General features: G+C 66.7%; 26 protein-coding genes. 20 read left to right on the top strand and 6 right to left on the bottom strand.

What is annotated here, in order from left to right; all coding sequences use genetic code 11:
- Nucleotides 1-57 precede the first annotated feature (57 nt).
- The 3 genes from AC5RVD_RS13805 to AC5RVD_RS13795 are packed head-to-tail and all read left to right on the top strand — an operon-like array spanning nucleotide 58 to nucleotide 4,520.
- The gene (locus AC5RVD_RS13805; protein ID WP_494127220.1) at nucleotides 58-1,848 is read left to right on the top strand and encodes a dynamin family protein; all 1,791 of its coding nucleotides are present in this window, start codon (nucleotides 58-60) and stop codon (nucleotides 1,846-1,848) included.
- Entirely contained in the window at nucleotides 1,845-3,455 is a 1,611-nt protein-coding gene (locus AC5RVD_RS13800; protein ID WP_494127219.1) for a GTPase, read from the top strand. Before AC5RVD_RS13805 ends, AC5RVD_RS13800 begins: the two co-directional genes overlap by 4 nt.
- A 45-nt stretch (nucleotides 3,456-3,500) precedes the next feature.
- The gene (locus AC5RVD_RS13795) at nucleotides 3,501-4,520 is read left to right on the top strand and encodes a thiamine-phosphate kinase (RefSeq protein WP_494127218.1); all 1,020 of its coding nucleotides are present in this window, start codon (nucleotides 3,501-3,503) and stop codon (nucleotides 4,518-4,520) included.
- Nucleotides 4,521-4,524: 4 nt separating this feature from the next.
- On the opposite strand, the gene AC5RVD_RS13790 is transcribed toward AC5RVD_RS13795, so the two are convergent.
- A complete protein-coding gene (locus AC5RVD_RS13790; RefSeq protein ID WP_494108538.1) occupies nucleotides 4,525-5,244 on the bottom strand; it encodes an IclR family transcriptional regulator in 720 nt (239 codons plus the stop codon).
- A 148-nt stretch (nucleotides 5,245-5,392) separates the two neighbouring features.
- Between AC5RVD_RS13790 and leuC the strand changes: the two genes are divergently transcribed.
- From leuC to AC5RVD_RS13760, 6 genes are all read left to right on the top strand, one after another.
- Nucleotides 5,393-6,859 (top strand): 3-isopropylmalate dehydratase large subunit, encoded by a 1,467-nt coding sequence (gene leuC, locus AC5RVD_RS13785; RefSeq protein ID WP_494127217.1) that lies wholly within the window; start codon nucleotides 5,393-5,395, stop codon nucleotides 6,857-6,859.
- Nucleotides 6,860-6,874: 15 nt separating this feature from the next.
- The gene (gene leuD / locus AC5RVD_RS13780; RefSeq protein ID WP_494108536.1) at nucleotides 6,875-7,474 is read left to right on the top strand and encodes a 3-isopropylmalate dehydratase small subunit; all 600 of its coding nucleotides are present in this window, start codon (nucleotides 6,875-6,877) and stop codon (nucleotides 7,472-7,474) included.
- Nucleotides 7,475-7,698: 224 nt separating this feature from the next.
- A complete protein-coding gene (murA, locus tag AC5RVD_RS13775; RefSeq protein WP_494111310.1) occupies nucleotides 7,699-9,015 on the top strand; it encodes a UDP-N-acetylglucosamine 1-carboxyvinyltransferase in 1,317 nt (438 codons plus the stop codon).
- 6 nt (nucleotides 9,016-9,021) lie between these two features.
- Entirely contained in the window at nucleotides 9,022-9,807 is a 786-nt protein-coding gene (locus AC5RVD_RS13770; protein WP_494111311.1) for a lysophospholipid acyltransferase family protein, read from the top strand.
- Complete coding sequence (locus AC5RVD_RS13765; RefSeq protein WP_494108533.1) at nucleotides 9,804-10,838, top strand: NAD(P)H-dependent glycerol-3-phosphate dehydrogenase; 1,035 nt, start codon at nucleotides 9,804-9,806, stop codon at nucleotides 10,836-10,838. The genes AC5RVD_RS13770 and AC5RVD_RS13765 overlap by 4 nt, the downstream gene beginning before the upstream one ends.
- Nucleotides 10,839-10,849: 11 nt before the next feature.
- Nucleotides 10,850-11,986, top strand: a complete 1,137-nt coding sequence (locus AC5RVD_RS13760) for a D-alanine--D-alanine ligase family protein (RefSeq protein ID WP_494111355.1) — start codon at nucleotides 10,850-10,852, stop codon at nucleotides 11,984-11,986.
- A 9-nt stretch (nucleotides 11,987-11,995) separates the two neighbouring features.
- Here AC5RVD_RS13760 and AC5RVD_RS13755 read toward each other — a convergent pair whose 3' ends face one another.
- Nucleotides 11,996-12,475, bottom strand: coding sequence for a DUF3515 domain-containing protein (locus AC5RVD_RS13755; RefSeq protein WP_494111313.1), 480 nt, complete (start codon nucleotides 12,473-12,475; stop codon nucleotides 11,996-11,998).
- 133 nt (nucleotides 12,476-12,608) lie between these two features.
- Between AC5RVD_RS13755 and AC5RVD_RS13750 the strand changes: the two genes are divergently transcribed.
- The 4 genes from AC5RVD_RS13750 (at nucleotide 12,609) to rsmD (ending at nucleotide 17,513) form a co-directional block, all read left to right on the top strand.
- Nucleotides 12,609-13,643 carry an LCP family protein gene (locus AC5RVD_RS13750; protein WP_494111314.1) on the top strand — a complete coding sequence of 345 codons (1,035 nt, stop codon included), beginning with the start codon at nucleotides 12,609-12,611 and terminating at the stop codon, nucleotides 13,641-13,643.
- Nucleotides 13,644-13,795: 152 nt separating this feature from the next.
- Nucleotides 13,796-14,734 carry a DAK2 domain-containing protein gene (locus AC5RVD_RS13745; RefSeq protein WP_494111356.1) on the top strand — a complete coding sequence of 313 codons (939 nt, stop codon included), beginning with the start codon at nucleotides 13,796-13,798 and terminating at the stop codon, nucleotides 14,732-14,734.
- A complete protein-coding gene (locus AC5RVD_RS13740) occupies nucleotides 14,724-16,919 on the top strand; it encodes an ATP-dependent DNA helicase RecG (protein ID WP_494127216.1) in 2,196 nt (731 codons plus the stop codon). The genes AC5RVD_RS13745 and AC5RVD_RS13740 overlap by 11 nt, the downstream gene beginning before the upstream one ends.
- 3 nt (nucleotides 16,920-16,922) lie before the next feature.
- Nucleotides 16,923-17,513: a 16S rRNA (guanine(966)-N(2))-methyltransferase RsmD gene (rsmD, locus tag AC5RVD_RS13735; protein WP_494111316.1), complete on the top strand. Its 591-nt coding sequence runs from the start codon at nucleotides 16,923-16,925 to the stop codon at nucleotides 17,511-17,513.
- Here the strand turns inward: rsmD and AC5RVD_RS13730 are convergent.
- Together AC5RVD_RS13730 and AC5RVD_RS13725 are read right to left on the bottom strand one after the other, a co-directional pair.
- On the bottom strand, nucleotides 17,496-18,266 hold the full coding sequence (locus AC5RVD_RS13730) for a spermidine synthase (RefSeq protein WP_494127215.1): 771 nt from the start codon (nucleotides 18,264-18,266) through the stop codon (nucleotides 17,496-17,498). The two genes, rsmD and AC5RVD_RS13730, sit on opposite strands and share 18 nt — an antisense overlap.
- Nucleotides 18,267-18,269: 3 nt before the next feature.
- Nucleotides 18,270-19,511 carry an aminotransferase class I/II-fold pyridoxal phosphate-dependent enzyme gene (locus AC5RVD_RS13725; protein WP_494127214.1) on the bottom strand — a complete coding sequence of 414 codons (1,242 nt, stop codon included), beginning with the start codon at nucleotides 19,509-19,511 and terminating at the stop codon, nucleotides 18,270-18,272.
- Nucleotides 19,512-19,573: 62 nt separating this feature from the next.
- Here AC5RVD_RS13725 and coaD point away from each other — a divergent pair, with 62 nt between their 5' ends.
- Nucleotides 19,574-20,056 (top strand): pantetheine-phosphate adenylyltransferase, encoded by a 483-nt coding sequence (gene coaD / locus AC5RVD_RS13720; RefSeq protein WP_494127213.1) that lies wholly within the window; start codon nucleotides 19,574-19,576, stop codon nucleotides 20,054-20,056.
- 31 nt (nucleotides 20,057-20,087) lie between these two features.
- Here the strand turns inward: coaD and AC5RVD_RS13715 are convergent, their stop codons facing one another.
- Nucleotides 20,088-20,786, bottom strand: a complete 699-nt coding sequence (locus tag AC5RVD_RS13715; RefSeq protein ID WP_494127212.1) for a helix-turn-helix transcriptional regulator — start codon at nucleotides 20,784-20,786, stop codon at nucleotides 20,088-20,090.
- A gap of 73 nt (nucleotides 20,787-20,859) precedes the next feature.
- Here AC5RVD_RS13715 and AC5RVD_RS13710 point away from each other — a divergent pair, with 73 nt between their 5' ends.
- From AC5RVD_RS13710 to mutM, 6 genes are all read left to right on the top strand, one after another.
- Complete coding sequence (locus tag AC5RVD_RS13710) at nucleotides 20,860-21,600, top strand: alpha/beta fold hydrolase (protein ID WP_494127211.1); 741 nt, start codon at nucleotides 20,860-20,862, stop codon at nucleotides 21,598-21,600.
- Between the two features lie 170 nt (nucleotides 21,601-21,770).
- A complete protein-coding gene (gene galU / locus AC5RVD_RS13705; RefSeq protein ID WP_494127210.1) occupies nucleotides 21,771-22,703 on the top strand; it encodes a UTP--glucose-1-phosphate uridylyltransferase GalU in 933 nt (310 codons plus the stop codon).
- 120 nt (nucleotides 22,704-22,823) lie between these two features.
- On the top strand, nucleotides 22,824-23,387 hold the full coding sequence (locus AC5RVD_RS13700) for a YceD family protein (RefSeq protein ID WP_494111322.1): 564 nt from the start codon (nucleotides 22,824-22,826) through the stop codon (nucleotides 23,385-23,387).
- 2 nt (nucleotides 23,388-23,389) lie between these two features.
- A complete protein-coding gene (rpmF, locus tag AC5RVD_RS13695) occupies nucleotides 23,390-23,593 on the top strand; it encodes a 50S ribosomal protein L32 (protein WP_127511582.1) in 204 nt (67 codons plus the stop codon).
- Between the two features lie 11 nt (nucleotides 23,594-23,604).
- Entirely contained in the window at nucleotides 23,605-24,324 is a 720-nt protein-coding gene (gene rnc, locus AC5RVD_RS13690; RefSeq protein ID WP_494120915.1) for a ribonuclease III, read from the top strand.
- Nucleotides 24,317-25,312, top strand: a complete 996-nt coding sequence (gene mutM, locus AC5RVD_RS13685; protein ID WP_494127209.1) for a bifunctional DNA-formamidopyrimidine glycosylase/DNA-(apurinic or apyrimidinic site) lyase — start codon at nucleotides 24,317-24,319, stop codon at nucleotides 25,310-25,312. The genes rnc and mutM overlap by 8 nt, the downstream gene beginning before the upstream one ends.
- Nucleotides 25,313-25,320: 8 nt before the next feature.
- Here mutM and AC5RVD_RS13680 read toward each other — a convergent pair whose 3' ends face one another.
- Complete coding sequence (locus AC5RVD_RS13680) at nucleotides 25,321-26,133, bottom strand: serine hydrolase domain-containing protein (protein WP_494127208.1); 813 nt, start codon at nucleotides 26,131-26,133, stop codon at nucleotides 25,321-25,323.
- Nucleotides 26,134-26,140: the final 7 nt, after the last annotated feature.

Here is a 26,140-nt window from a genome sequence, read left to right as displayed (position 1 = left end):
CCCGGAGAATCGTCATGCCTACGGCCCGCCTTGGCGAGGTTGACGGCTCCTGCTGGCATGATAGGAAACGTGACGAGCAGGTTGCCCGAGGGCGAAGACAGGGGAGTGGCGGCCGCCGTCATGCTCCTGGAACAAAGCCGCGGCTCGCTTGAAGCGAGCCAATTGCCGCTGGACGTTCCCGGTGCCGCCGCAGCCCGCGGAACAATCGCGGCGGCCATTGCCCAGCTGGACGACTACATCCTGCCCCGCTACCGCACCCTGGAAGCGCCGCTGGTGGCAGTGGTGGGAGGATCCACCGGCGCCGGGAAATCAACGCTCGTAAACGCGGTGGCGGGCTTTCCGGCCACCCGTGCCGGAGCGATTCGGCCCACCACGCGCCAACCCGTCCTGCTGCACCATCCGAGCGACGCGGCATGGTTCACGGAACGGCGGATCCTGCCCGGCCTCAGCAGAATCACCGGAACACTGGCGACGGACGCTGCCGACAGGCAAGCCTACAATCCGGTTCCCGCGGGCGAGCCCGCGGGAACCTCGCTGGTGCTGCTCGCCGACGGCAGCATCCCTGCGGGCATAGCGTTGCTCGATGCACCCGATATCGATTCGATCGCCGACGAGAACCGGCGACTGGCCGGACAACTGCTGGCCGCAGCCGACTTGTGGATCTTCGTCACCACCGCCAACCGGTACGCCGACGCCGTGCCGTGGGCGCTGCTCCTGGACGCCGCGCGGCGGGACATCGAAGTGGCGGTCGTCCTGGACCGGGTACCGGAAGAAGTTGAGCGTGAGGTCCGCGCCGACCTGGCCGGCCTGCTGCAGCGGCAGGGCCTCGCAGCGGCCCGGCTGTTTGTCATCCTCGAGTCCAGGCTGGACGACCAGGGCATGCTGCCGGCCGGCGCCGTCGATCCCCTCCGGGCGTGGCTCCAGGAACTCGCCGCTGACGCGTCCGGCCGCGCCGACATTGCCCGCCGCACCCTCGGCGGGGCGGTGCGCTCATTGGCCACAACGGTCGGGGCGGTCGCCGATGCCGCGGATGACCAGCATGCCGCCGGCCGGAGACTGCGCAAGGTCGTGGAGGACGCCTACGAGGCGGCGACCACGCGGGCTCTCGCGGCTACGGAGGACGGCACCCTCCTCAGGGGCGAGGTGTTGGCGCGGTGGCAGGACTTTGTCGGCACCGGCGAATTCTTCCGGGGCATCGAGAGCGGGATAGGCCTGCTGCGGGACCGGATCGGCGCTTTCTTTTCCGGCAAGCCCGCTCCCTCCGTCGAAGTCGAGGAAGCCATCGAGTCCGGCCTGCAGGCCGTCGTCGTCGAGGCAGCGGCCGCCGGCGCCGAGGAGGCCGACACGCGCTGGCGGGCGGACCCGGCCGGACAGGGCCTGCTCGGACGGGAGGACCTGTCGACCCCCAGCGTGGGCTTTGCGGATGAGGTAGCGCGTGAAATCCGGGCGTGGCAGGCAGACCTACTGGAATTGATCCGCAGCGAGGGCGAAAGCAAGCGCTTTACCGCACGGATGCTCTCCTTCGGCGTAAACGGCCTCGGGGTGGCCCTGATGGTGGTAATTTTCGCGGCTACCGGCGGGCTGACCGGTTTGGAAATCGGCGTGGCGGGCGGAACGGCCGTCGTGGGCCAGAAGCTGCTGGAAGCGGTCTTCGGCGAGGACGCCGTGCGCCGGCTCGCGCGCAAGGCCCGCGCGGAGCTGCAGGAGCGCACGCGCAGGCTCATGCACGCCGAAGCGGAGCGCTTCCTGTCCCGAATCCCGGACGTGCCGCAGGCAAAACCCCTGCGCGGACTGGCACAGCAGCTGCAGGCCTTGGGAGCCCAGACGGACACGGGAGCGTCGGATTGAGCCGCCACCGGGGGCAGCCCGAAACGTCCCTGTTGCAGACACGGCTGGATGCCTTAAACACAGCCGCCGGGCTCGCCGCGGGCGTGCTGCCGGAAGCGGAACTCGCGCCCATCAACGAAGTCCTGGAACGGGCCAGCACCCGCCGCTCCCTGTCTGCCGAGCACACCGTGGTCGGGTTTTTTGGTGCGACGGGCAGCGGAAAATCCTCCCTCTTCAACGCCGTATCCGGGACGCACCACGCCACCGTGGCGGCACGTCGTCCCACCACGTCGGAAGCGTTGGCGGGAATTTGGGGAACCGCCGGCAGCGAACCGCTGCTGGACTGGCTACAGGTGGCCAACCGGCACGTTTTGGACGACGGGTCGTTCGCCGGGCACGGCGGCCTGATCCTGCTGGACCTGCCGGACTTTGATTCCACCGCCGTCGAGCATCGCGCCATTGTGCAAAGGTTCGTCGGCCAGGTCGACGTACTGGTCTGGGTGCTGGACCCGCAGAAGTACGCCGATGCAGCCGTGCACCATGGGTTCCTGCGGCCGTTGGCCTCCCACGATGCGGTGACGTTGGTGGTGCTGAACCAGGTGGATCGGCTGGCCGAGGGACAGCTGCAACCGGTTTTGGGTTCGCTGAGGGAGATTTTGCTGCGTGACGGTCTCGGCCGGGTGGATGTTTATCCCGTCTCCGCCACGACGGGAACCGGCCTTGAGGAGCTGACGGCAGCAATCACGGCCTTCGCCGACAATCGGCAGGCAGCAGCGGAGCGGCTGCTCGCCGACGTCAGAAAGGCAGCCCAAGCCCTGGATGTTGAACCCGAGGCGGAGCCGGCAGGCGTCAGCAAGGCAGCCAGGAGCATCCTGGCCGAGCAGCTGGCCCAGGCGTCAGGAGTGGATGCGATCAGCGACGCCGTGGGGGCCTCGTACCGGCGGCGGGCGCATGCCCGGACCGGGTGGCCGGTGGTCCGCTGGCTCGGAAAACTGCGCCGTGATCCGCTCAAGCGGCTCAACCTGGACCGCAAGGACGTCAATCCGCTGCTCAACCGCTCGTCGATGCCGGCGCCGGGCCCCGCCCAGCAGGCCCAGGCCGACAAGGCCATCCGGCAGTTCGCCGACCGCGCCGGTGAAGGCGCCGGCGCCCCATGGCGCGCGGCCATCCGGAGGGCAGCACGGTCCTCGGAGGAGACACTCCCGGACGACTTGGACCAGGCCCTGGTGGGTACGGACCTGCGCTCCGACCGTGCGTCGTGGTGGTGGCCGGTCTTTGGGCTGCTCCAGTGGCTCGCCCTCGCGGCCGCCTTGGCCGGAGCGCTCTGGCTCCTGGGCATCGCGGCCCTGGGGTACCTCCAGTTCGTGGTGCCCGAGACACCAACGGTCGAAGGATTCCCGGTGCCGACCTTGTTGCTGACCGCCGGGATCCTCGCCGGGGTGGTGCTGGCGCTGGCATCAGGCCTGATCGCACGTTCCGTTGCCCGCGCCCGCGCCTCGAAGGCACGACGGCGGCTCCGGGACGCTGTTGCGCGGGTGGCGGAAGAGCGGCTGGTACGTCCTGTCGAAGAGGCGGTGGCCCGGCACCGGGAATTCAGGCAGGCAGTGCTGAAGGCGTCCGGGGAATGACGTCCGCAGGAAGCCGCAGGGCCATCCGCCCCGACAACACACTCGATGACAAGGAGAACGCAAAGATTGGCCGCTGAACTGACTGTCAACGATCTGGACGAAGGGTCGCTTCTGGACAGGATTTTCCCCCGGCTCGGCCCCGCAGACGTCCCGGTCGGCCCAGGCGATGATGCTGCCGTTATCGACGCACCCGATGCCCGGACCGTCATCTCGATCGACACGTTGGTTCAGGATCAGGACTTCCGGCTGGAGTGGCCCTCCGGCTACCGGACGACGGGCTACGACGTCGGGTGGAAATCCGTGGCTCAGAACCTCTCGGACATCAACGCCATGGGGGCCGTGCCAACGTCCATGGTCATCAGCCTGACCCTGCCCGGTGCGACGCCGGTGGCGTGGGTCGAGAGCCTGGCCGACGGCGTGGCCGATGCCATACGCAAACTGGGTGCGGACCGGTGCTCCGTCGTCGGCGGTGATCTTGGGCGCGGCGAGGCGCTGGTGGTCACGGCTGCCGTCACCGGGGATCTCGAAGGCCGCCGCCCCGTACTGCGCGGCGGTGCGCGTCCCGGCGATGTCGTCGCCGTGGCGGGGACGCTCGGGCGGGCGGCGGCTGGATTAAGCCTGCTCGAAAGCACGCATTTCAGCGACAAGGCCCAGGCTTCCCTGCAGGCGCTGGCTGCGACCCAGTCCCGGCCCATGCCTCCGCTGAGCGCCGGCCCGGCTGCGGCAGAATCCGGCGCCACCGCCATGATGGACATCTCGGATGGCCTGCTCCGCGATGCCTCCCGGTTGGCACGCGCCAGCCGTGTCGCGGTGGACCTGGACTCAGGACAGTTGCAGCACTTTTGCGCACCGCTGGACGAGGCGGCGGCGCTGTTGGGTGTGGACCCCATGGACTGGGTCCTCGGTGGTGGCGAAGACCATGGCCTGCTCTGTACCTTCCCTGCCGCACAAGCCCTGCCGGAGGGATTCGCCGCCATCGGAGTGGTCAGCGGCAGCGGGTCGGCTCATGTGACCCTCGACGGCAGCCCCGCACAGGTCCGGGGATGGGACCACTTCAAGGGCTGAACCGCTAGTCGTTGGTCTTCTTTAGGGCTTCGGTCAGTTGCGCGGCCGCGTTGCAGACCACCTCGGCATGGAGCCGGCCGGGTTGCCGCGTGAGCCGTTCGATCGGCCCGGAGATGGACACGGCGGCAATGACCCGCCCGGACGGACCGCGGACCGGGGCGGAAACAGACGCCACGCCGGGTTCGCGTTCGCCCAGGCTCTGGCCCCAGCCGCGGCGGCGCACGCCGGCGAGGACCGTCGGGGTGAAACGCGCCCCATGGAGCCCTTCGAGCAGCCTCTCGTGGTCTTCCCACGCCAGCAGCACCTGGGCGGCGGAGCCGGCTTTCATCGAAAGCTGCGTCCCCACCGGAATGGTGTCCCGCAACCCGATCGGCCGCTCGGCCGAGGCGACGCATACCCGCGAATCGCCCTGCCGGCGGAAGACCTGGGCGCTTTCACCCGTGGCATCACGGAGGTTCATGAGCACCGGGCCGGCAGCGGCTATGAGCCGGTCTTCGCCCGCGGCCGCGGCCAACTCCACCAGCCTGCTGCCCAGGACGAACCTGCCTTGCATGTCCCGGCTGACCAGCCGGTGGTGGACCAGCGCCAGGGCGAGGCGGTGGACGGTGGGCCGGGCCAGCCCGGTGGCGGCAACCAATTGCGCCAGGGAAGTGGGCCCGGCCTCCAGGGTGTCCAGCACCATGGCCGCCTTGTCGATGACGCCGACACCGCTTGGATTGTCCATAAGCTGATACTCCCATCTCAATATGTGAGATGCAAGTCCATTGACTGGCGGGAGAGCGGCCGCACTGGAAGAGTTAAAGCACACACTTAGTGCGGGCCTCCCGGCGGGAGGATAAGCCTGCGTTGGTAATGATGGAGGAGATCTGGCCATGGCCGGTAACACTGCGGGCAAGACGCTCGCCGAAAAAGTCTGGGATGCACACGTCGTGCGCCGCGGCGAAGGTGAAGGCGCGGCGCGCCAGCCCGACCTCCTCTTTATCGACCTTCACCTGGTGCACGAGGTCACGTCGCCGCAGGCTTTCGAGGGCCTGCGCCTGGCGGGGCGCAAGCTGCGCAGGCCGGACCTGACCATCGCGACCGAGGACCACAACACCCCGACGCTGGATATCGACAAGCCCATCGCGGATCCCACCAGCCGCACCCAGATTGAAACGCTGCGCACCAACTGCCGGGAATTCGGGGTCCGCCTGCACTCGCTCGGCGACGCCGAGCAGGGGATCGTGCACGTGGTCGGTCCCCAGTTGGGACTCACCCAGCCGGGCATGACCGTGGTGTGCGGCGACTCGCATACCTCCACCCACGGCGCGTTCGGGGCGCTGGCTTTCGGCATCGGGACCTCCGAAGTAGAGCACGTCATGGCGACGCAGACGCTGTCGCTGAAGCCGTTCAAGACGATGGCCATCAACGTCGAGGGCACGCTGCGCCCCGGCGTCACCGCCAAGGACATCATCCTGGCGGTCATCGCCAAGATCGGAACCGGCGGTGGCCAGGGCTATGTGCTGGAGTACCGTGGCTCCGCCATCCGGGCACTGAGCATGGAAGCCCGGATGACCATCTGCAACATGTCCATCGAGGCGGGCGCCCGCGCCGGCATGGTGGCGCCGGACCAGACCACCTTCGACTACCTCAAGGGCCGTCCCCACGCCCCGGAGGGTGCCGACTGGGACGCCGCCGTCGAAAACTGGCAGACCCTGCGGACCGACGACGACGCCGAGTTCGACGCCGAGGTGTTCCTGGACGCCAACACGCTGGAGCCGTTCGTCACCTGGGGGACCAACCCCGGACAGGGCGTTTCCCTGTCGGAAGCCGTGCCGTCGCCCGACGACTTCGCCGACGAAAACGCCAAGGCCGCGGCGGAACGCGCGCTGGCGTACATGGGTCTCGAAGCCGGCACCCGCATGAAGGACATCCAGGTCGACACCGTCTTCCTGGGCTCCTGCACCAACAGCCGGATCGAGGACCTGCGCATCGCGGCGGACATCATCCGCGGCCGGCAGAAGGCACCGAACGTGCGCATGATGGTGGTCCCCGGATCCGCCCGCGTCCGGCTGGAAGCAGAGGCCGAAGGTCTTGACAAGGTGTTCAAGGAGTTCGGCGCCGAGTGGCGGTTCGCCGGCTGCTCCATGTGCCTGGGCATGAACCCGGACCAGTTGGCACCGGGGGAGCGCTGCGCGTCCACGTCCAACCGGAACTTCGAGGGCCGGCAGGGCAAGGGCGGACGGACGCACCTGGTATCGCCGGTCGTGGCGGCGGCCACCGCAGTCCGGGGCACGCTGAGTTCGCCGTCGGACCTGGGACCGGTCAACAACGACGCCGTATCGCGGCCTGCTGCTTAAGGAGCCTGAAGAATCATGGAGAAGTTCACCACTCATACCGGCATCGGCGTCCCGCTGCGGCAGTCCAACGTGGACACCGACCAGATCATCCCGGCGGTGTACCTCAAACGGATCACCCGCACAGGCTTCGAGGATGCCCTCTTCGCGGCGTGGCGCAAGCACGAGGACTTCATTCTCAACCAGGAGCCGTTCAACCGCGGGTCCGTCCTCGTGGCCGGCCCGGATTTCGGTACCGGTTCCTCGCGCGAACACGCTGTCTGGGCGCTGAAGGACTACGGGTTCCGTGTTGTGCTCTCCTCCCGGTTCGCCGACATCTTCCGGGGAAACTCCGGCAAGCAGGGCCTGCTGGCCGCCGAGGTCGCCCAGGATGACATCGAGCTGATCTGGAAGGAACTGGAGAACCACCCGGGCACCGAAATCACGGTGGACCTGGAGTCGAAGACCGCCATCTGCGGAACCATCACCGCCCCGTTCGAGATCGACGACTACACCCGGTGGCGGCTGCTCGAAGGTCTGGACGATATCGGGTTGACCCTGAAGCATGAGGCGGAAATCACCACCTACGAGGCCACCCGGCCATCCTGGAAGCCGAAGACCCTCCCGGCCAAAGTCTGAGGACACGCGCCCTGCCCCGAATCGGCGCCGTCGAGGGAACCGTTCCGGCTCCGTCGGCGGCGCCGATTTGCACCGGCGACTGCATCATGCAAGGCACCCGCCGGCAGGAGCGAAAGCGCCGGACTCGCACCCCGTTTATTTCAGAGTGGTCACGGATTGCCAATATGCTTAGCTGAGGCCTTGGCGCAGTTCGGCGCTAAACTAGCTTGAGGAAACAGGTATTCATGGCAAGTGTTTTGACCATTCGTGGTGGCGTTCCGTTGGCGGGGAAGGTGTCCGTCCGCGGTGCCAAGAACCTGGTTCCCAAAGCGATGGTCGCGTCCTTGCTCGGCGGTAACGCCTCGGTCCTGCGGAATGTGCCCGAAATCAGGGACGTGGAGATCGTCACCAGCCTGCTCCGCCTGCACGGCGTCGAGGTGTCCAAGGACGCGGTGACCGGTGACCTTACGCTTGACCCCACCAACGTCAAGACAGCCCACATGAAGGACATCGACGCCCACGCCGGCGATTCCCGCATTCCGATCCTCTTCTGCGGGCCCCTGATCCACGCGATCGGCGAAGCCTTCATCCCCGACCTGGGCGGCTGCCGGATCGGCGACCGGCCCATCGACTACCATCTCGACGTGCTGCGCCAGTTCGGCGCGATCGTGGACAAGCGGCCCGGCGGCATTGCCATCTCCGCACCCAGGGGATTAAAGGGCGCCAAGCTTACGCTGCCGTATCCCAGCGTGGGCGCCACCGAACAGGTTCTCCTGACCGCAACCCGCGCCGAAGGCATCACGGAACTGAGCGGCGCCGCCATCGAGCCGGAGATCATGGACCTGATCGCCGTGCTGCAGAAGATGGGCGCCATCATTTCGGTCCAGACCGACCGTGTCATCCGTATCGAGGGCGTCACCGAACTGGCCGGCTTCAACCATCGCGCGCTGCCCGACCGCAACGAAGCCGCGTCATGGGCTTCCGCGGCCCTGGTGACGCAGGGAGACATCTACGTCGAAGGGGCCCATCAGGGCGATCTCACCGCCTTCCTGAACACCTACCGCAAGATCGGCGGGGCGTTCGACATCGACGACGACGGCATCCGCTTCTACCACCCGGGCGGGAGCTTGTCCCCGCTGGTGCTCGAGACCGACGTCCACCCCGGCTTCATGACGGACTGGCAGCAGCCCCTGGTCGTTGCCCTGACGCAAGCCGAAGGCGTCTCGATCGTGCACGAGACCGTCTACGAAAACCGGTTCGGATTTACCGAGGCCTTGATTCGAATGGGCGCGAACATCCAGGTGCACCGCGAATGCCTCGGCAGCATTCCGTGCCGCTTCGGGCAGCGGAACTTCCTCCATTCCGCCGTGATCTCGGGACCCACCCAGCTTTCCGGTGCCGAAATTGACATCCCCGACCTCCGCGGCGGATTCAGCCACCTGATCGCCGCCTTGGCGGCGGCAGGAACCTCCCGCGTCACCGGCATCGAACTCATCAACCGTGGATACGAACGCTTCCAGTCAAAGCTGGAGGGCCTCGGCGCGGATTTCGACGTCGAGTAGGCGGCCATGGGAGCAGACTCCAAAGAGCGGGTGGTCATCGGTGTCCTCGCCGGCGTTGTCCGGCCGTTCCTGAACCTGGCGCTCCGGCGCAACTGGACGGGGATGGAGAATTTTCCCAAGGACCGGGGATTCATCGTCTGTCCGAACCACAACACGGAGATCGATCCGCTGGTGGTCGGCCATTACGTCTACAACCAGGGCGCCCTTCCGCATTTCCTGGCGAAGGCCTCGCTGTTCAAGATTCCCGTCGTCGGGCAGCTGTTGACGGCGGCCCGGCAGATACCGGTGGAGCGAAGCAGCTCAGGCGCAAACCGTTCCCTGGACGTCTCGCGCGAGGTGCTCGATGAAGGCGGTGCCGTGATCATCTACCCCGAGGGGACGCTGACGCGGGATCCGGATCTGTGGCCGATGCGCGGGCGCACCGGGGCGGCAAGGCTCGCGCTGCAGACCGGCGCACCCATCATTCCGGTGGCGCACTGGGGTGCCAACGAGCTGTTGCCCCGCTATGCGAAGAAGCCGAGCCTTTTCCCGCGCAAAACGGCCCGCGTCACGGCCGGACCTCCGGTGGACCTAAGCGAATTCAGCGGCTTGCCGATCACCAGGACAGTTCTCGAGGCCGCAACGAATAGGATTATGGACAGCATCACGGCGCTGCTGGCCGAAGTACGCGGCGAGGAAGCGCCTGCCGTCCGCTGGGATCCTTCTGCTCACGGTCAAAGCGCCATTGGCCGGGACTTTGGGTCCGGCGAGCCGGTGCACACAGAAGAGCTGCCGCCCGAGGAGAAGTTGTGACCGCACGCCCCGACCTGCCTGCCAACATCGCAGTTCTCGGAGCAGGAAGCTGGGGCACCACCTTTGCCAAGGTAGTCGCGGACGCCCATCCCGAGGTCGAGGTCAGGCTTTGGGCCCGGCGCGCCGAAGTGGCCGCGGAAATCAATTCCACGCACCGGAATGCGAAGTACCTGCAGGACATCGTGCTGCCGGAGAACATCGTCGCCTCGGAAGACGTAGCCAAAGTCCTCCATGGCGCGCCGCTGGTGGTACTGGCCGTTCCCGCCCAGACCCTCCGGCCGCAACTGGCTTCCTGGAAGCCGCTGCTCGATCCGGAGGCAGTGGTTGTCTCGCTCATGAAGGGACTGGAGCGGGGTACCGATGCCCGCATGAGCGAAGTCATCAAGGAGGAGCTCGGACTGTCCGACGACCACGTAGCCGTCATTTCCGGCCCCAACCTGGCGCTCGAGATTGCGCGCAAGGAGCCGACGGCCTCGGTGGTGGCCTGCACGGACGACGACACCGCGCAGTGGATTGCGCGGCTGTGCACGGCGAGCTATTTCCGCCCCTACACGAACCCGGACGTCACCGGGGTGGAGATCGGCGGCATCGTCAAGAACATCATTGCCCTCTGCGTGGGAATCTGTGACGGCAAGGGCATGGGCGACAACACCAAGGCCACGGTCATCACCCGCGGACTGGCCGAGACCACCAGGCTCACCCTTGCCCTCGGGGGCGAGGTCCAGACGATGGCCGGGCTGGCGGGGCTCGGCGACCTGGTCGCCACCTGCGCGTCGCCGCTGTCGCGCAACCATACAGCCGGACGGCTCCTGGGCGAAGGCCTGACCCTCGACCAAGTGACGGAACGAATGACCCAAACAGCCGAAGGCATCAAGTCCGGCCGCGCCGTGCTGGATCTGGCCACGAAAGTGGGCGTGGACATGCCGATCACCGAGGCAGTGGTTGCCGTCCTGGAGGGGCAGGTTTCCGTTGAGGCGCTGGCGCCACGCTTGTTGACCCGTGAACTCAAATCCGAAGGTGAACTCCAGTGAACGACGAAACCATGCCCACCGCGAACGCCCCGGCTCCGGGCCGCAAACCCCGCGTTGCCGTCCTTTTCGGCGGGCGGTCCAGCGAACATTCCGTGAGCTGCGTCACCGCGGCCGGGGTTCTCGGGGCCATCGACAAGGACAAGTACGACGTCGTTCCCATCGGGATTGCGCGCAACGGCCAGTGGGTCCAGGTCGCCGATGATCCGGCCCAGTGGTCGCTCGCCTCGGGAAAAATGCCGGAGATCAGTACGTCCGCCGAACCTGTGATGCTGGCCAGCAGGCGGGACACGCCGGAACTCATGGTCGCGCCGGCCGCGCAGGTTCCGCAGAGCCTGGGGAACGTGGACGTGGTGCTGCCGCTGCTGCATGGGCCGTTTGGTGAGGACGGAACGCTTCAGGGGCTGCTGGAAATGGCCGATGTCCGATACGTCGGCGCCGGCGTGCTGGCCTCTGCCGTCGGCATGGACAAGCACTACATGAAAGTGGTCTTCGAATCTGCCGGCCTCCACGTCGGCCCCTATCAGGTCATCACGGACCGTCAGTGGCAGCAGGACCCGGAAGCGGCGCTCGAACGCCTGGGCACGCTCCAGTTCCCGGTCTTCGTCAAGCCGGCCCGGGCAGGTTCTTCCATGGGCATCACCAGGGTCGCCGAGCCGGGCGGCCTCCGCGCCGCCGTGGAGGCTGCCCGCGAACACGATCCCAAGGTTGTTGTCGAAGCCGGCATCATCGGCCGCGAGATTGAGGTAGCGGTGCTGCAGGGCCGGGGAGTGGAACCCACCCGCACCAGCCTGCCCGGGGAAATCGCCGTCCAGCCCGGCGGGCATCAGTTTTACGATTTCGAGGCGAAATACCTGGACGGTACGGCGGCGGCGCTCAGCTGCCCGGCGGATCTGCCCGCTGACGCCACGGAGAAGGTACGCGAACTCGCCGCGCAGGCATTCGACGCGCTCGGGGGAGAGGGGCTCTCCCGGGTTGACTTCTTCTACACGCCGGACGGCGAGCTCATTATCAATGAGATCAACACCATGCCGGGGTTTACGCCCATCAGCATGTACCCGCAGATGTGGGCGAAGTCCGGGCTGCCTTACACCGAGTTGATCGACGAGCTGCTCTACCTGGCGCTCAACCGCAAGACGGGTCTCCGTTAGGGGGTCCGGCTACAGGACGTCGGAAATGCTCAGGCACTCCCGTTCCTGGGGAATTTCAGCCGCAGCCGGCGAGAGGTCCATTAACACGCTGCTCTCGGCTACGTCGTCGGGCTTGAAAATCAGTTCCGTGGCCGGCGTGCGCCCGTAGGTTGTGGCCGTCCAGTAGCCGTTCTCGCCTTCTCGCAGCACCCAGTCGACGTCGTCGACCGAGACGCATTGGTCCGTCGTAGGGCCCGGAACCTGCACCCCGCACCGCAGGATCACCTGGGAAGGGTCCCCCCAGGCGGCTGTCGCCTGGCTGCTCGTCTCACGGCGCGGGAAATCGGCGACGTACTGCGGGAGGATGACCATCATCGGCGCGCATCCCGGGTTTGCCGCGTCCGGGGCCGCGTCAACATTAACAACCGGCGAGCACGCCGTGAGGCTTCCCAGGAACCCGAGCGATAAAAGGACAGCAAAACGGCGGCGTCGGGGGAAGGCGCGGGTCATACTGCTAGCGTATCCCGGTCCTTGCGGCCCGCTGGTGCGGCAGTGACCGCAGCCACGCCCAGACGGATCCTGCAGGGGGGACACGGCCGCTGGGTTTATCCTTTTAGGTAGCCTCTCCCTAGGAAGTGACCCCTTGACTGCTGAGTACGACAATGACTACCGCCCGCGGCGGCAGCGCCGCGAGCGGAAAAAAGATCCCATTCGCACCATCTTCTTCACCCTGGTGGGCATCGTTGTTGTCGCGGCGATCGTCGGAGGTGGCTACTTGTTCAACTTGGCCAACTCCTTCAACAGCAAGTCCCAGACGATTGAATCAGCCTTTCCGGACAATCGGGCGGAGAAGGACCCGAACGATAAGACGGTCAATATTCTTCTGATGGGTTCGGATAGCCGCGCTACCGGTGCGCAGAATCTGACCGAGAGCTCCGATGGCAGCCGGTCCGACACGATGATGCTGATGCATATCCCGGAAAATCGAGAAAACGTTTACGTCATGTCGATCATGCGGGATACCTGGGTGGACATCCCGGGTCACGGCGAGCACAAGATCAACGCGGCCATGGCGTTCGGCGGTGTACCGCTCGTCGTCGAAACCATCGAAGGACTGTTCGAGACCCGCGTCGACCACGTGGCGATCATCGACTTCTCAGGGTTTAAGGAACTGACCGATGCCTTGGGCGGGGTGGAAATCAATAATCCGGCGGCCTTCTCGGCGACCGGGTCGACCGGGGAGTTCTTCCCGGCGGGCACTCAGACTCTCGACGGCGAGTCCGCCCTGTCCTTCGTGCGGGAGCGGAAAGCCTTCAGCGACGGCGACTATCAGCGCGTCCGCAACCAACAGCTCTTCGTCAAGGCTCTGATGTCCGAGTTCCTGACGGCAGAGACACTGACAAACCCTGTGCGCATCAACGAGGTAGTCGACGAATTTTCCCCGTTCGTCAGCGTTGACAGTGATTTTGACGCCATGGCCGCGGGTTCCCTGGGTGTTTCGCTTCGAGACGTGCGTTCAAGCGACGTCCAGATGTTCACCCTTCCGACTCTGGGCACCGGCACCTCGGCCGACGGCCAGTCGATCGTCCTGCCGGACGAGGCAGCCATCGCCGAGATTGCCGGTGCACTGCAGAACGACAGCCTCCGCGAATACCTGAGTACCGCGGACCTTGAGTGAGTCCACGAGGTGGCCGTCGTTCGCCGGTGAGCTGAGCCGGCTGCGGTAGGCTCAGGTAACGCCGGAGGACTGAGTACGATCGTTGGCGGGCATCGCCGGCGCATGCAGATGGGACCATTTTGCAGACCAAGATTGCTGCCAATGCCGAAGCGCTGCGCCGCTGGCTGTCCAGGGCCGAGGTCGTCCTGGGCAATCACAGCGACCGCCTGAACGCCATCAACATCTTCCCGGTGGCCGACGGCGACACGGGGACCAACCTCTATCTGACCATCCGGGCGGCCGCGAAGTCGGCCGCCGAAAACCGGACGGCGGACATCGGCGAACTCCTGGCCGGAGCCGGCCAGGCCGCGATGGAAGAAGCGCGCGGCAACTCGGGCACCTTGTTGTCCGTTTTCCTGGCGGCCCTGGCCGAACCTCTGCGGGGCACGACCCGGTTGACGGGGCCGCTGCTCGCCGCGGCCCTCCAACGTGCCGAAATCCGGTGCTGGTCGGCGTTGAGCGAGCCCGTTGAGGGAACCATGCTCTCCGTCATCGCCGCAGTCTCGCGGGCGGCGTCGGCGGTACATGCGGCAAAGAACGGCGACGACAGCAACCACGGGCTGGCGGCAACGCTGGAATCGGTCGTGGAAGAGGCCGTCGCCGCGGTCGTCAGGACCGAGACCCAGCTCGGCGCACTGGAATCGGCCCACATCGTCGATGCCGGCGCCGTCGGGTTCCTGCTCATCATGGACACACTGCGGGCCAGCGCCCTGGGCGTGGAACTGCAGCCGGAATTGCTGGACGGCCTGCACGGCTACAACGTGCAGGATCCCCACCTGCACCTGGACCACGTGGATGAAGGCGTCGAGGTGATGTGCACCGTCAACCTCAGCCCCCTGGACGCCGCAACGCTGCGCCTGAAGCTGGACGAGCTGGGCGACTCGGTCATCATGAGCGCGGTGACCGAAATCGAGGGCGGGTACCGTTGGCGCGTCCATGCCCACGTGCCGGACGGCGAAGCGGCCCTTGACGTCATCCGGGAGCTGGGTGAACCGATGAACGTCAGCATGACGGAGCTGGCCGGCCCGCCGGAGCAGTCCCATGGCGGCTGACCTGCCTGATGAGCTGAGCGTTCCGCTGGAGCGGCGGCTCGGCAAGCGCTCGGCCTCGGCACTCGAAAAGCACCTGGGCATGACGGTCACCGGGGAACTGCTCAATTACTTCCCGCGGCGATACATGAAGCGTGGGGAGCTGACCATGATCGCCGAGCTGCCGATCGACCAGGATGCAACCCTGGTGGCCCGGGTGCTCAGCACCAGTTCCCGCAAGATGCGGGCCCGCCGCGGTTCGCTGACCGAGGTTGTCGTGACCGACAATTCCTCGGACATCAGCCTCACCTTTTTCAACGGCTACCAGGCCGAACGGGAGCTGCGGCCGGGAACCATCGCCATGTTCTCCGGCAAGGTGACCTCCTACCGCGGAAACCTGACCTTGACCAACCCCGACTACCAGTTGCTTGAAGACGCCTTCGAATTCGACGCCGAGGAGGCCCTGCGCCCGGTGCCCATGTATTCGGCAACGGCAAAGCTGGGCAGCTGGCGGATCAAGGCAGCCGTTGACCTCTTGCTCGATGCCGTGGACTTCAGCCGCCTGGGCGACCCCATCCCGACTGACATCGCCGTCCGGGACGGGATGCTCTCGCTGGCCGAGGCCTACGAACAAATCCACCGGCCCCAAACGATGGAGGCCGCCAACGCGGCCCGGGACCGCTTCCGCTATCAGGAAGCGCTGGTCTTGCAGGCGGCCCTCGGGCGCAAGCGGGCCATCGCGGCGGCGGAACAGGCGACTGCGCGCCCGGGACGGAAGGGCGGTATTGCCGACAAGTTTGACGCCCGGCTGCCGTTCGACCTGACCTCGGGGCAGCGCCAGGTCGGCGCAACCATTGCGGCCGAGCTGGCCGGCGATTCACCCATGAACCGGTTGCTGCAGGGCGAGGTCGGTTCGGGGAAGACCCTGGTTGCCCTTCGGGCCATGCTGCAGGTGGTCGACTCGGGCGGGCAGGCCGTCCTGCTGGCGCCGACCGAGGTACTGGCGGGCCAGCATTTCGCATCGATCACCCGGACGCTTGGACCCCTGGCGCAGGGCGGCATGCTGGGCGGCGACCCCGACGGCACCAAGGTTGTGCTGTTGACCGGGTCGATGACCGGAACGGCCAAGCGCAGGGCCTTGCTCGATGTGGCGACCGGAGAGGCAGGCATCGTCGTCGGCACCCATGCCCTGTTGTCCGACACGGTGCAGTTCCTGGACCTTGGCCTCGTGGTAGTGGACGAACAGCACCGGTTTGGCGTGGAGCAGCGCGACCGCCTCCGGAGCCGTTCGGCCACGCCTCCGCACTTGCTGGTCATGACCGCCACCCCCATTCCCCGGACGATAGCGATGACCGTCTTCGGGGACCTGGAAACGTCAGTGCTGACCGAGCTGCCCGCGGGCCGCGCGCCGATCACCACCCACATGGTGGCTTTGCAGGAACACCCCGCCTGGGAGGGCCGGATCTGGGAACGCGCCCGCGAGGAGGTCGCCGCCGGCCGGCAGGTCTACGTTGTGTGTCCCAAGATCGGCGATGACGAGCTTGAAGAAGCCGATCCGCCGGACGAGCTGTCTGAGCAGCAGGAGCAGCAGCGGCCCATGGCGTCGGTGGCCGCTCTGGTCGAGCACCTGGGCGGGCTGCCGGTCCTGGACGGAGTCCGGATCGGCATGCTGCACGGCCGGATGGACCCGGAGCAGAAAGCTGCTGCCATGGCGGCGTTCAACGACGGCACGCTGGACATCCTGGTGTCCACCACGGTCATCGAGGTCGGCGTCGACGTGCACAACGCCACCATGATGGTGATCCTGGACGCCGACCGCTTTGGCATTTCGCAGCTCCACCAGCTCCGCGGACGGGTGGGCCGGGGCGGGCTCCCGGGTACCTGCCTGTTGGTCACGCAGCTGGAGCCGGGGCACCCCAGCCGGGAGCGGCTGCAGGCGGTCGCCGCGACCACCGACGGGTTTGAACTCTCGCAGGCAGACCTCCAGCTGCGTCGCGAAGGTGACATCCTCGGGGCGTCCCAATCCGGCGGCAAGTCGACCCTGAAGCTGCTGCGCGTGATCAAGGACGAGGCAGTTATCGCCCGTGCCCGGGAAGACGCGACGGCCATCCTGCAGCGTGATTCCACCCTCGCCCAGTATCCGGAGCTGGCGGACGCTATCGAGTTGTACCTGAATCCCGAGCGGGAGGCCTTCCTTGAACGCGGGTAACCGTTGAGCCGGATCGTCGCCGGCGTGGCCGGGGGACTGGCGCTGGCGAGCGTGCCGGGGGAGAACACGAGGCCCACGACGGACCGGGTCAAAGAGGCGCTGTTTTCCCGGCTGGAGTCCTACGACGTGGTGGCCGGCGCACGGGTGCTCGACCTTTTCGCCGGCTCCGGGGCACTGGGAGTCGAGACCGCCAGCCGCGGTGCCGCAGCTGTCGACCTGGTCGAAGCGGCCGACAAAGCCGCGGGGGTTTGCCGCCGCAATGCCGAGCTGGTCAACGGCAAGCTGGGCCGGAAGACGGTCAAAGTTCACCGGATGAAGGCGGAACGGTTCCTCGAGCACCTGCCGGCGGGACAACACTGGGACCTGGTGTTGATGGACCCGCCGTACCCCCTGGGCGAGGATGCGCTCGGCGGCATCCTCACATCCTTGTCCGGATTCCTCGCCGACGGCGCCGTCGTCGTCGTTGAACGTTCTTCGCGGTCTCCCGAACCCGGGTGGCCCGAAGGCCTCAACCGGTTCGCCGTCCGGAAGTACGGCGAGACCCAGCTCTGGTTCGCCGAGCCTGTCCTGGGTGCGTCAGCCGCCGGCGAATGAATCCAGCTCGGGGCCGGTGAGGACGGCCGCCGGGTGCGGGCCTGCCGCCAGCAGGGCGGCCGACCATTCCGGCGGCCAGGCACCTCTGCGGGCGGCGAGGACAATGTTTCCGGCCCTTCGGCTACCGAACATGCCCGCCTCGCCCAGCGCCACCACCGACCCGGCAACCGACGCCAGCTCTGTGATCTGCCGCTTGGCGAACGTCAGCGGCGGATCGTCTCCGACATTGACCAGCGCCACCCCGTCCGGCTCAAGTACCTCCAGCAACTCCTCGTAGAAGTCCGCCGTGGTCAAGTGTTCCGGGGCGTCGTCGCCGGCGAAAACATCCAGCACGACCACATCGAAGGTGCCCTCGATATCTCCGAACGCCAGCTCGTGCCGCGCATCGCCGAAGTGGACCGCGAGGTCGGTGCCGTCAGGCATGGGAAGGTGCTCGAGTACGAAGTCCAGCAGCTCCCGCTCCAGCTCGACGGCGACCTGACGGGAACCGGGCCGGGTGGCCTGCACATACCGGGCCAGCGTCAGCGCGCCGGCGCCCAAGTGGAGGCAACGCAGCGGGACCCCTGGCGGGCCCGCCAGATCCACGACGTTGGCGATCCTGCGCAGGTATTCGTAGAACACCTCGTCGGGATGCCTCAGATTGACGTGCGACTGCTCGGCGCCGCCAATGCCCAGAACGTAGGATCCCGGCACACGGTCGTCCTTGTCGATGCTGGCATGGAGGCCGCTGCCTCGCAGGTAACGTTCGGTCACGGCTCAGACCCTGTTCGGTAGGGAAGCGAGGCGTTGCGCGGCGTCCTGCAGGACCTCGGTCTTCTTGCAGAACGCGAAGCGCAGCAGCGAACGGGTCCGCTCGGCGCCGTCGGGGTGGCAGAAGACCGGCACCGGGATGGCGGCCACACCGATCTGCCCGGGCATCCGCCGGGCGAGCTCCAGCGAGTCGGTGAAGCCCAGCGGTGCCGTGTCCACGTTGACGAAGTACGTCCCCTGCGGCGTGAAGACATCGAAGCCGGCCTGTCGCAACCCCTCGCTGAGCAGGTCCCGCTTGGCCTTCAGGCCTGCGGCGATGTCGCTGTAGAACGAGTCCGGCAGCCCCAGTCCCACCGCCACCGCGTCCTGGAACGGCGCGCCTGAGCTGTACGTGAGGAATTGCTTGACCGTACGCACGGCTGCGACGAGGTCCGCCGGGCCGGAGAGCCAGCCGACCTTCCAGCCGGTGAACGAAAACGTCTTGCCTGCCGACGAGATGGTGAGTGTCCGCTCGGCGGCTCCCGGCAGGGTGGCGATGGGGATGTGCGGTACATCGAAGGTCAGGTGCTCGTAGACCTCGTCGGTGACGATCAGTGCGCCGTAGCGCTCGGCCAGCTCGACGATGCGCGCCAACGCCTCGCGGGGAAAAACTATGCCCATCGGATTGTGCGGGTTGTTCACCAGCACCATGCGGGTGCGCTCCGAAAAGGCTGCTTCGAGTGCGTCCAGGTCGGGCTGGAAATCGGGGGCGAGGAGGGGAGCCGTGGTGTGCCGGGCTCCGGTCAGCCCGATGATCGCTCCGTACGCGTCATAAAAGGGCTCGAACGTCAGGACTTCGTCGCCCGGTCCGGTCAGGGCCAGCAGCGTCGCGGCCAGCGCCTCGGTGGCTCCGGTCGTGACGATGATTTCGGTTTCCGGGTCCGGTGACAGGCCGTAGAACCGTTCCTGGTGGGCGGCAATAGCGCCGCGCAGGGTTAGTGATCCCTTGCCGGGAGCATATTGGTTTTTGCCGCCCCGGATGGCGTCGATGGCGGCGGCAGCGATTTCCGCCGGACCGTCCTCGTCGGGAAACCCCTGCCCCAGATTAATGGCGCCGGTCCGCGCGGCGAGGGTCGTCATTTCCTCGAAGATGGTGACGCCGAGGCCGCCGTCGTCGCCGAGGAGGTTCGATCCGGCCGCGGTCCGCTGCCACGGTGCCGGAACATCGGCCCGCCGTCCGTGGACGAGTTGCCTCATTGCTGTGCTCATGACTCCCAGTATTACCACCGAAGCGTGGTGCACCGCCCGCCGGATCGACTAGATTCGACTCTATGCGCCGTGCCGTCTGCCCAGGATCCTATGACCCGCTCCACAAAGGCCACGTGGAAATCATTGCCCGTGCCGCCAGCATGTACGACGAGGTCATCGTCGCCGTCTCGACCAACTACGCCAAGAAGTACCGCTTTAGTCTCGACGAGCGGCTCACCATGGCCCGCGAGACGCTGTCCTACCTCCGCGGCGTGAGCGTTGAAGCCATGGGCGAAGGCCTGCTGGCCGAATACTGCCGCAGTCATGGTGCCGGCGTCATCGTCAAGGGCCTGCGCTCGTCGCAGGACTACCACTACGAGCTGCCCATGGCGCACATGAACCGGTACCTGGCCGGCATCGAGACGGTTTTCCTCGCCGCGGAAAGCAGCTACACGCACCTTTCGTCAACCTTGATCAAGGAGATCGCCTCGCTGGGCGGGGATATCTCGGAGTTCGTGCCGAAGGCCGTGCTGGCCCGTTTCCGCGCGGGGGAGCAGGTCCGTTAGCTGTACTGACCGGAGAGGTTGATTGAGTGACTTACTCGCCCCGACCGTGCACCGGTCTGGCGTCCGCTGGGGGTTCTCCGACCTCGTGGATGGTATGGCCGCCGCAATCCGTCTTGGTTACGTTGGCTCGCTCGATGCGCGACACGGTGAACCATCGCATTGCGTTGCGCAGTCGGCACCACCCAACCAGGTACCACTGGCCGTTCGTGGAGGCGAACAGCACTGGCTCAACGTCGCGGGTGGTCGTGGTCTCGTCTCTCGATGTGTAGCGAATGCGGATCACTCGCTGCTCGGCCATCGCCTCCTCCAGTGCCGACTTGATTGCGCGCGAAGAGGAGGGAAGCGCGTTGACCCAGACGCGGTGGGCCAGCTCGTCGGCTCGTGCTCGGGTTTTGGGATCGAGGACGTCCAAGATCTTCTGGATACCTGCTGCTGCCAGATCGGCGTAGGGGGCATCGGGTGCAGCGGACACGGCTGCCATGAGCGCCACGGCCTGCGCTGGGGACAGGCTGACAGGCGGCAGGGACGCGCCTATAGCCAATCCGTAGCCACCGCCCGGACCTGGGCGAGACCATATAGGCGCACCGCTGTTCTCTAACGCATCGAGGTCTCTCTTAATGGTGCGCACGGATACCTCGAACTCTCTCGCCAACCGTTCGGCGGAAACCCCCCGCGCGCCGCTGCGACGCAACATCTCGGAGAGAGCATGGAGCCGCTCGACTCGTTTCACAGTCCAGACCCCGACAAATTCATGACATAAATAGTGACATGCCCTTGTCCGTGGTGCCTGCGAGGGTAGTGACATGACAACCACTACAAGCAGTCCGACCATCATTCTCATCGCCGGCCACTGGCTGGGCGCTTGGGCGTGGGACGAAGTTCTTGCACACCTGACAACCGACCACTCTCGTGCAATCGCGATGACACTGCCCGGTCTCGACGGGGACGATCCCGAGCGTGCGGCGAAGACTCTCGACGATCAAGCCGCAGCGGTCCTGGACGTCATCACTCAACTCGGGGTCTCCGAGGATCAGCCCGCAACTCTCGTCGCTCACAGTGGGGCGAACGCCCCCGTCAGCCTCGTCCTTGACCGACACCCTGAGCTTGTCCATCGGGTGGTGTGGGTCGACTCCGGCCCTGTGGCGACGGGAAGCGCCTTCGCCCCGGACCTCCCGGAGGGGTTGGAGGAGCTTCCGCTGCCGTCCCTCGACGTCCTCGCCCAGCAGGCGAGCCTCGAAGGCCTGAGCGCAGAGGTACTCGAGCGTTTTCGGGCCCGGGCCGTCCCTGAGCCCGGCCCCGTGCTTCGTCAGCCCGTCGAGCTCACGAACGATGCCCGCCGCAAGGTCCGGACCACCCTGGTGTGCTGCTCGATCCCGAGCGCGCACGTGCTGGAGCTGGCCCGCGCAGGCCATGCCATGTTTGCCGAAGTCGCGAACATCGAGCACCTCGACGTCATTGACCTCCCGACGGGGCATTGGCCTATGTGGAGCCGTCCCCGCGACCTCGCCGAGGCCATTCAGTCAGCGGCTTCTCAAACCAACTGAACTGCACGTACAACCTGAAAGGGTCAACCGAATCCGGCTGGCCCCTTCCATCTCAGAGGGAATTCAAGACACACCCCAACGCTGCGCCACATGTCCGGTCAGTAAGCTAGCCCGGCCGGGATGGCGTGAGCGATTACGGCGGAGCCGTTGCTTCAGCTAACGTTTGACGCATGCCTCAAGCTCAATTCGTACGAAAAGCCGTTCTGCCTGCCGCCGGATTGGGGACCAGGTTCCTGCCGGCCACGAAGGCCATGCCGAAGGAAATGCTGCCCGTCGTCGACAAGCCGGCCATCCAGTATGTCGTCGAAGAAGCGGCACGCGCCGGCCTGGACGACGTGCTGATGATCACCGGGCGCAACAAGCGTTCCTTGGAGGACCACTTCGACCGGGTCCCGTTTATCGAGCAAACCCTGGAGGACAAGGGCGACGACGACAAGCTGGCCGCGGTCCGGGAATCTTCTCAGTTGGCCGACATCCACTACCTGCGCCAAGGAGACCCCAAGGGGCTCGGCCACGCCGTTCTCTGCGCCAGGCAGCATGTGGGCAATGCGCCCTTCGCCGTCTTGCTGGGCGATGACCTGATTGACGAGCGCGACGAACTGCTCACCGAGATGATCGCGGTCCAGCAGGCGACCGGCGGTTCGGTCATCGCCCTGATGGAAGTGGATCCGGAAGCTATCAGCGCCTACGGTTGCGCCGACATCAGCCGCATCGACGGCGCGGCGCACGTGAAGGTGAACGGCCTGGTGGAGAAGCCCGCCGCCGCCGAGGCGCCGTCGAACCTGGCCGTGATCGGCCGCTACGTCCTGCATCCGGCCGTGTTCGACGTGCTGGAGCAGACCGCGCCCGGCCGCGGCGGAGAAATACAGTTGACGGACGCGCTGCAGGAGCTGGCCGGGTCCGAGGAGGACGGCGGCGGGGTTTATGCAGTGGTCTTCAAGGGTCGCCGCTACGACACCGGCGACAAGCTCAGCTACCTCAAGGCCGTGGTCTCGCTGGCGACGGAACGCGAAGACCTGGGACCCGAGTTGCGCTCCTGGATTGTCGATCTGGCATCGCAGATCCAGGCAGAGAGGCCGTTGGCGTCCGCCGAACGGAACTGACACCCCCGCATCTTCCGCCGGTTTGGGCCGGCGGGAGATCCGGGCTAAGATGATACGTCGGTCGTATGTTCTTTAGGAGTTCTCAGTACTGTGGTCTTGAACCATGATCAAAGTTCGGCCTTGACCCTTGCGGTCAAGGACCTCGGGCGCAGCCCGGGCAGCATGCGGACTCTTGAAGAACGTATCGCTGCGCCGAAGGATTTCGGGGCAGCACTCATTGGCGTTCAGGAAGGCTCCGATCTGGAGTTGGACCTGAAGCTTGAGGCCGTGCACGAGGGAATCCTGGTTTCCGGCACCGTTTCCGTGGCTGTCACGGGCGAGTGCGGGCGCTGCCTGGATCCCATCGCGTACGACCTCGACGTCAATGTGCAGGAACTCTTCTACTACGAGGATGCTGAACTCCTCGAGGAAGAAGAACAGGACGAACAGCGGCGGGTTGAGCGCGATCTGATCGATCTCGAGCCGGCGCTGCGGGACGCAGTGGTGACCGCCCTGCCGTTCCAGCCGGTGTGCCGGGAAGACTGCCAAGGCTTGTGCCCGGAATGCGGGATGCGCCTTGAAGAGGATCCGGGTCACCACCATGAGGTCGTGGATCCTCGCTGGGCAGCCCTTGCCGGGTTGGCCGGTACGGCCGCCGACGAGGCGCCCAAAAGTAAAGAGTCAGACGAGAGAGAAGAGAGTTAGCCGTGGCTGTTCCCAAGCGGAAGATGTCCCGCTCGAATACGCGCGCACGCCGGTCCCAGTGGAAGGCCACTGCGCCCAACCTGGTCAAGACCGTTGAGAACGGCCGTGTCACCTACAGCCTGCCGCACCAGGCCAAGGTTGTCACCGACTCGGCAGGCACTGCGCTGTTCCTTGAGTACAAGGGCCGCAAGGTAGCCGACGCGTAACAACGTCCGGCATGCCTTCAACTGAAGAGCTTTTGGAGCGTCTCGGCGTTGATATCGACGCCGAGACGCTCCGTCTTGCTTTAACCCACCGTTCCTACGCCTACGAGCACGGCGGGCTGCCGACCAACGAGCGCCTGGAATTCCTCGGCGACTCGATCCTGGGCTTTTCCGTGACCGACGCGCTGTACCGGGACAACCCGGACCTGCCCGAGGGCGAACTGGCCAAGCGGCGCTCCGCCGTCGTCTCCACCCGCGCGCTGGCCGGCATCGCGCGCAGCCTGGACGTCGGCCAGCATGTGCTGCTCGGCCAGGGCGAAAAGCTCACCAACGGGGCCGACAAGTCGTCCATCCTGGCCGACACGATGGAGGCCCTCTTCGGCGCCGCCTACCTGTGCCAGGGCATCGAAGCGGCACGCCAGCTGGTGATGCGCCTCGTCGGGCCGCTGCTGGCGGACGCCGACGCCCTGGGCGCTGGCACCGACTGGAAGACCAGCATCCAGGAGCTGGCCGCCGCCCGGAAGATGGGCAACGTGACCTACCAGGTGGAGGGATCGGGCCCGGACCACGCCCGGACCTTCGTGGCCACGCTGCTGATCGGCACCACCGAATACGGCCGCGGCACCGGACACTCCAAGAAGGAAGCCGAGCAGGAAGCTGCGGCCACCACATGGCGGGCGCTGCGTGCCTCGCTGCCCGTGTCGGTAACGGAGACCGCCGACTCCGATGCCTGAACTGCCTGAGGTGGAGGTTGTTCGCCGCGGGCTCGCCCAGTGGGTCCGCGGGCGGACCATCACCGGAGTGGACGTCCTCGACGAGCGTTCCATCCGGCGCCACGCCCTCGGAGCCGACGACCTGCGCGGCAACTTGGTCGGAGCCCACGTGGCCGACGTCGCCCGCCGGGGAAAATTCCTCTGGATGCCGCTGCTGGAAACCACGCCGGACACTTCGCCGCACCCAACCGCCGACGACGCCGGGCCGGACGAGCCCAAACTCGCCCTGATGGCGCACCTCGGCATGAGCGGGCAACTGTTGGTCGAGGACAGCGCGCAGCCCGACGAGAAGCACCTGAAGGTCCGGTTGACGCTCAGTCCGGCCAAAGGGCCCGATGGCCCGCCGATGCCGGCCGAGCTGCGGTTCGTGGACCAGCGGATTTTCGGCGGCATGTTCCTGGCGGACCTGATGCCCACTCCTGACGGCCACGCCGGCGGCATGTCCGAGACCGGCCTGCCGCTGATCCCGGTCGAGGCCTCGCACATCGCCCGCGACCCCCTCGACTCCGCGTTCTCCTTCGAGGCGTTCTACCAGCGCCTGCGTGCCCGCAAGACCGGCATCAAGCGCGCCATCCTGGACCAGGCCCTGGTCTCCGGCATCGGCAACATCTACGCCGATGAAGCGCTGTGGGCCGCCAAGCTGCACTACGCCCGCCCGACCGACACCTTGCGCCGCAAGGAAGCCGAGCGGCTGCTGAACGCTTGCCGGGACGTCATGACCAGGGCGCTCGACGCCGGCGGCACCAGCTTCGATTCCCTCTACGTGAACGTCAACGGCGCATCCGGGTACTTCGAACGGTCGCTGAACTCCTACGGCCGCGAGGGCGAGCCCTGCCACCGCTGCAGCGAACTGGGGCTGCCCACGAGGATCCGCCGGGACACCTTCATGAACCGGTCCTCCTACACCTGCCCGGCCTGCCAGCCCAGGCCCCGGAACGGCCGCTGGTAACCAACCGGCTACCGCAGGTCCGCCAGCACGGCATCCGTGTAGGCGGGCCACGCTTCGGCGGCCCAGGTCCCGAAGTCGCGGTCGGTGAGCGCGATGCATGCGGCGCCGGCATCCGGATCCACCCAGAGGAAGGTGCCGGACTGGCCGAAGTGGCCGAACGTCTTCGGCGAGCTCTTGCCGCCGGTCCAGTGCGGCTCCTTGTGGCCGCGGATCTCGAAGCCCAGGCCCCAGTCGTTGTTCTGCTGGCGGCCGAACCCCGGCAGCACACCCGCCAGCCCCGGGTAGGTGACCTGCGTTGCCTCCTGCACCGTGGCGGGGGCCAGCAACGACGGCCGCTGGAGCTCGGCGGCGAAGCGGGACAGGTCAGCGGACGTGGAGGTTGCCCCGGCTGCGGGGGAGCCGTCCAGGCTGGTGTCCTTCATGCCGAGGGGAATCAGCACGCCTTCGCGCAGGTAGTCGGCGAAGGCGATGCCCGTGGCGGCCTCGAGCGTCTCGCCGAGCACCTCGAAACCGGCGTTGGAGTAGAGCCGCCGGTCGCCGGGGGAGAACCTGACGGTGCGGTCGCCGAAGTCGTAGCCTGCGCTGTGGGCCAGCAGGTGGCGGACGGTGGCACCCTCGGGGCCCGCCGCCTGGTCCAGTTCCAGCGCGCCTTCTTCGACGGCCAGCAGCACCGCGTAGGCGCTGAGCAGCTTGGTCACGGACGCCAGCGGGAAGCGGCGCTCCTGGTCCCCATGGGCGGCCACAACGGCGCCGTCGGCGGCTACGACGGCGGTGGCCGCGTTGTCCACCGGCCAGGATTCGATCAGCTTCACGCTTTCCATGCTTGCT

The sequence above is a fragment of the Arthrobacter sp. THG-b23 genome (assembly GCF_059091265.1).
Note: the sequence above shows the minus strand (reverse complement) of the source record. Positions and strands in the feature narration are given on the sequence as shown.

Bases quoted from the DNA above. Each gene is read 5' to 3' on its own strand.
- coaD (WP_494127213.1), top strand. From the start codon at position 19,574: ATGCGCCGTGCCGTCTGCCCAGGATCCTATGACCCGCTCCACAAAGGC.
- AC5RVD_RS13805 (WP_494127220.1), top strand. From the start codon at position 58: ATGATAGGAAACGTGACGAGCAGGTTGCCCGAGGGCGAAGACAGGGGA.
- AC5RVD_RS13760 (WP_494111355.1), top strand. From the start codon at position 10,850: ATGCCCACCGCGAACGCCCCGGCTCCGGGCCGCAAACCCCGCGTTGCC.
- murA (WP_494111310.1), top strand. From the start codon at position 7,699: ATGGCAAGTGTTTTGACCATTCGTGGTGGCGTTCCGTTGGCGGGGAAG.
- AC5RVD_RS13710 (WP_494127211.1), top strand. From the start codon at position 20,860: ATGACAACCACTACAAGCAGTCCGACCATCATTCTCATCGCCGGCCAC.
- leuC (WP_494127217.1), top strand. From the start codon at position 5,393: ATGGCCGGTAACACTGCGGGCAAGACGCTCGCCGAAAAAGTCTGGGAT.
- leuD (WP_494108536.1), top strand. From the start codon at position 6,875: ATGGAGAAGTTCACCACTCATACCGGCATCGGCGTCCCGCTGCGGCAG.
- AC5RVD_RS13795 (WP_494127218.1), top strand. From the start codon at position 3,501: ATGACAAGGAGAACGCAAAGATTGGCCGCTGAACTGACTGTCAACGAT.
- AC5RVD_RS13725 (WP_494127214.1), bottom strand. From the start codon at position 19,511: ATGAGCACAGCAATGAGGCAACTCGTCCACGGACGGCGGGCCGATGTT.
- mutM (WP_494127209.1), top strand. From the start codon at position 24,317: ATGCCTGAACTGCCTGAGGTGGAGGTTGTTCGCCGCGGGCTCGCCCAG.
- AC5RVD_RS13740 (WP_494127216.1), top strand. From the start codon at position 14,724: ATGGCGGCTGACCTGCCTGATGAGCTGAGCGTTCCGCTGGAGCGGCGG.
- rnc (WP_494120915.1), top strand. From the start codon at position 23,605: ATGCCTTCAACTGAAGAGCTTTTGGAGCGTCTCGGCGTTGATATCGAC.
- AC5RVD_RS13790 (WP_494108538.1), bottom strand. From the start codon at position 5,244: ATGGACAATCCAAGCGGTGTCGGCGTCATCGACAAGGCGGCCATGGTG.
- AC5RVD_RS13755 (WP_494111313.1), bottom strand. From the start codon at position 12,475: ATGACCCGCGCCTTCCCCCGACGCCGCCGTTTTGCTGTCCTTTTATCG.
- galU (WP_494127210.1), top strand. From the start codon at position 21,771: ATGCCTCAAGCTCAATTCGTACGAAAAGCCGTTCTGCCTGCCGCCGGA.
- AC5RVD_RS13680 (WP_494127208.1), bottom strand. From the start codon at position 26,133: ATGGAAAGCGTGAAGCTGATCGAATCCTGGCCGGTGGACAACGCGGCC.
- AC5RVD_RS13770 (WP_494111311.1), top strand. From the start codon at position 9,022: ATGGGAGCAGACTCCAAAGAGCGGGTGGTCATCGGTGTCCTCGCCGGC.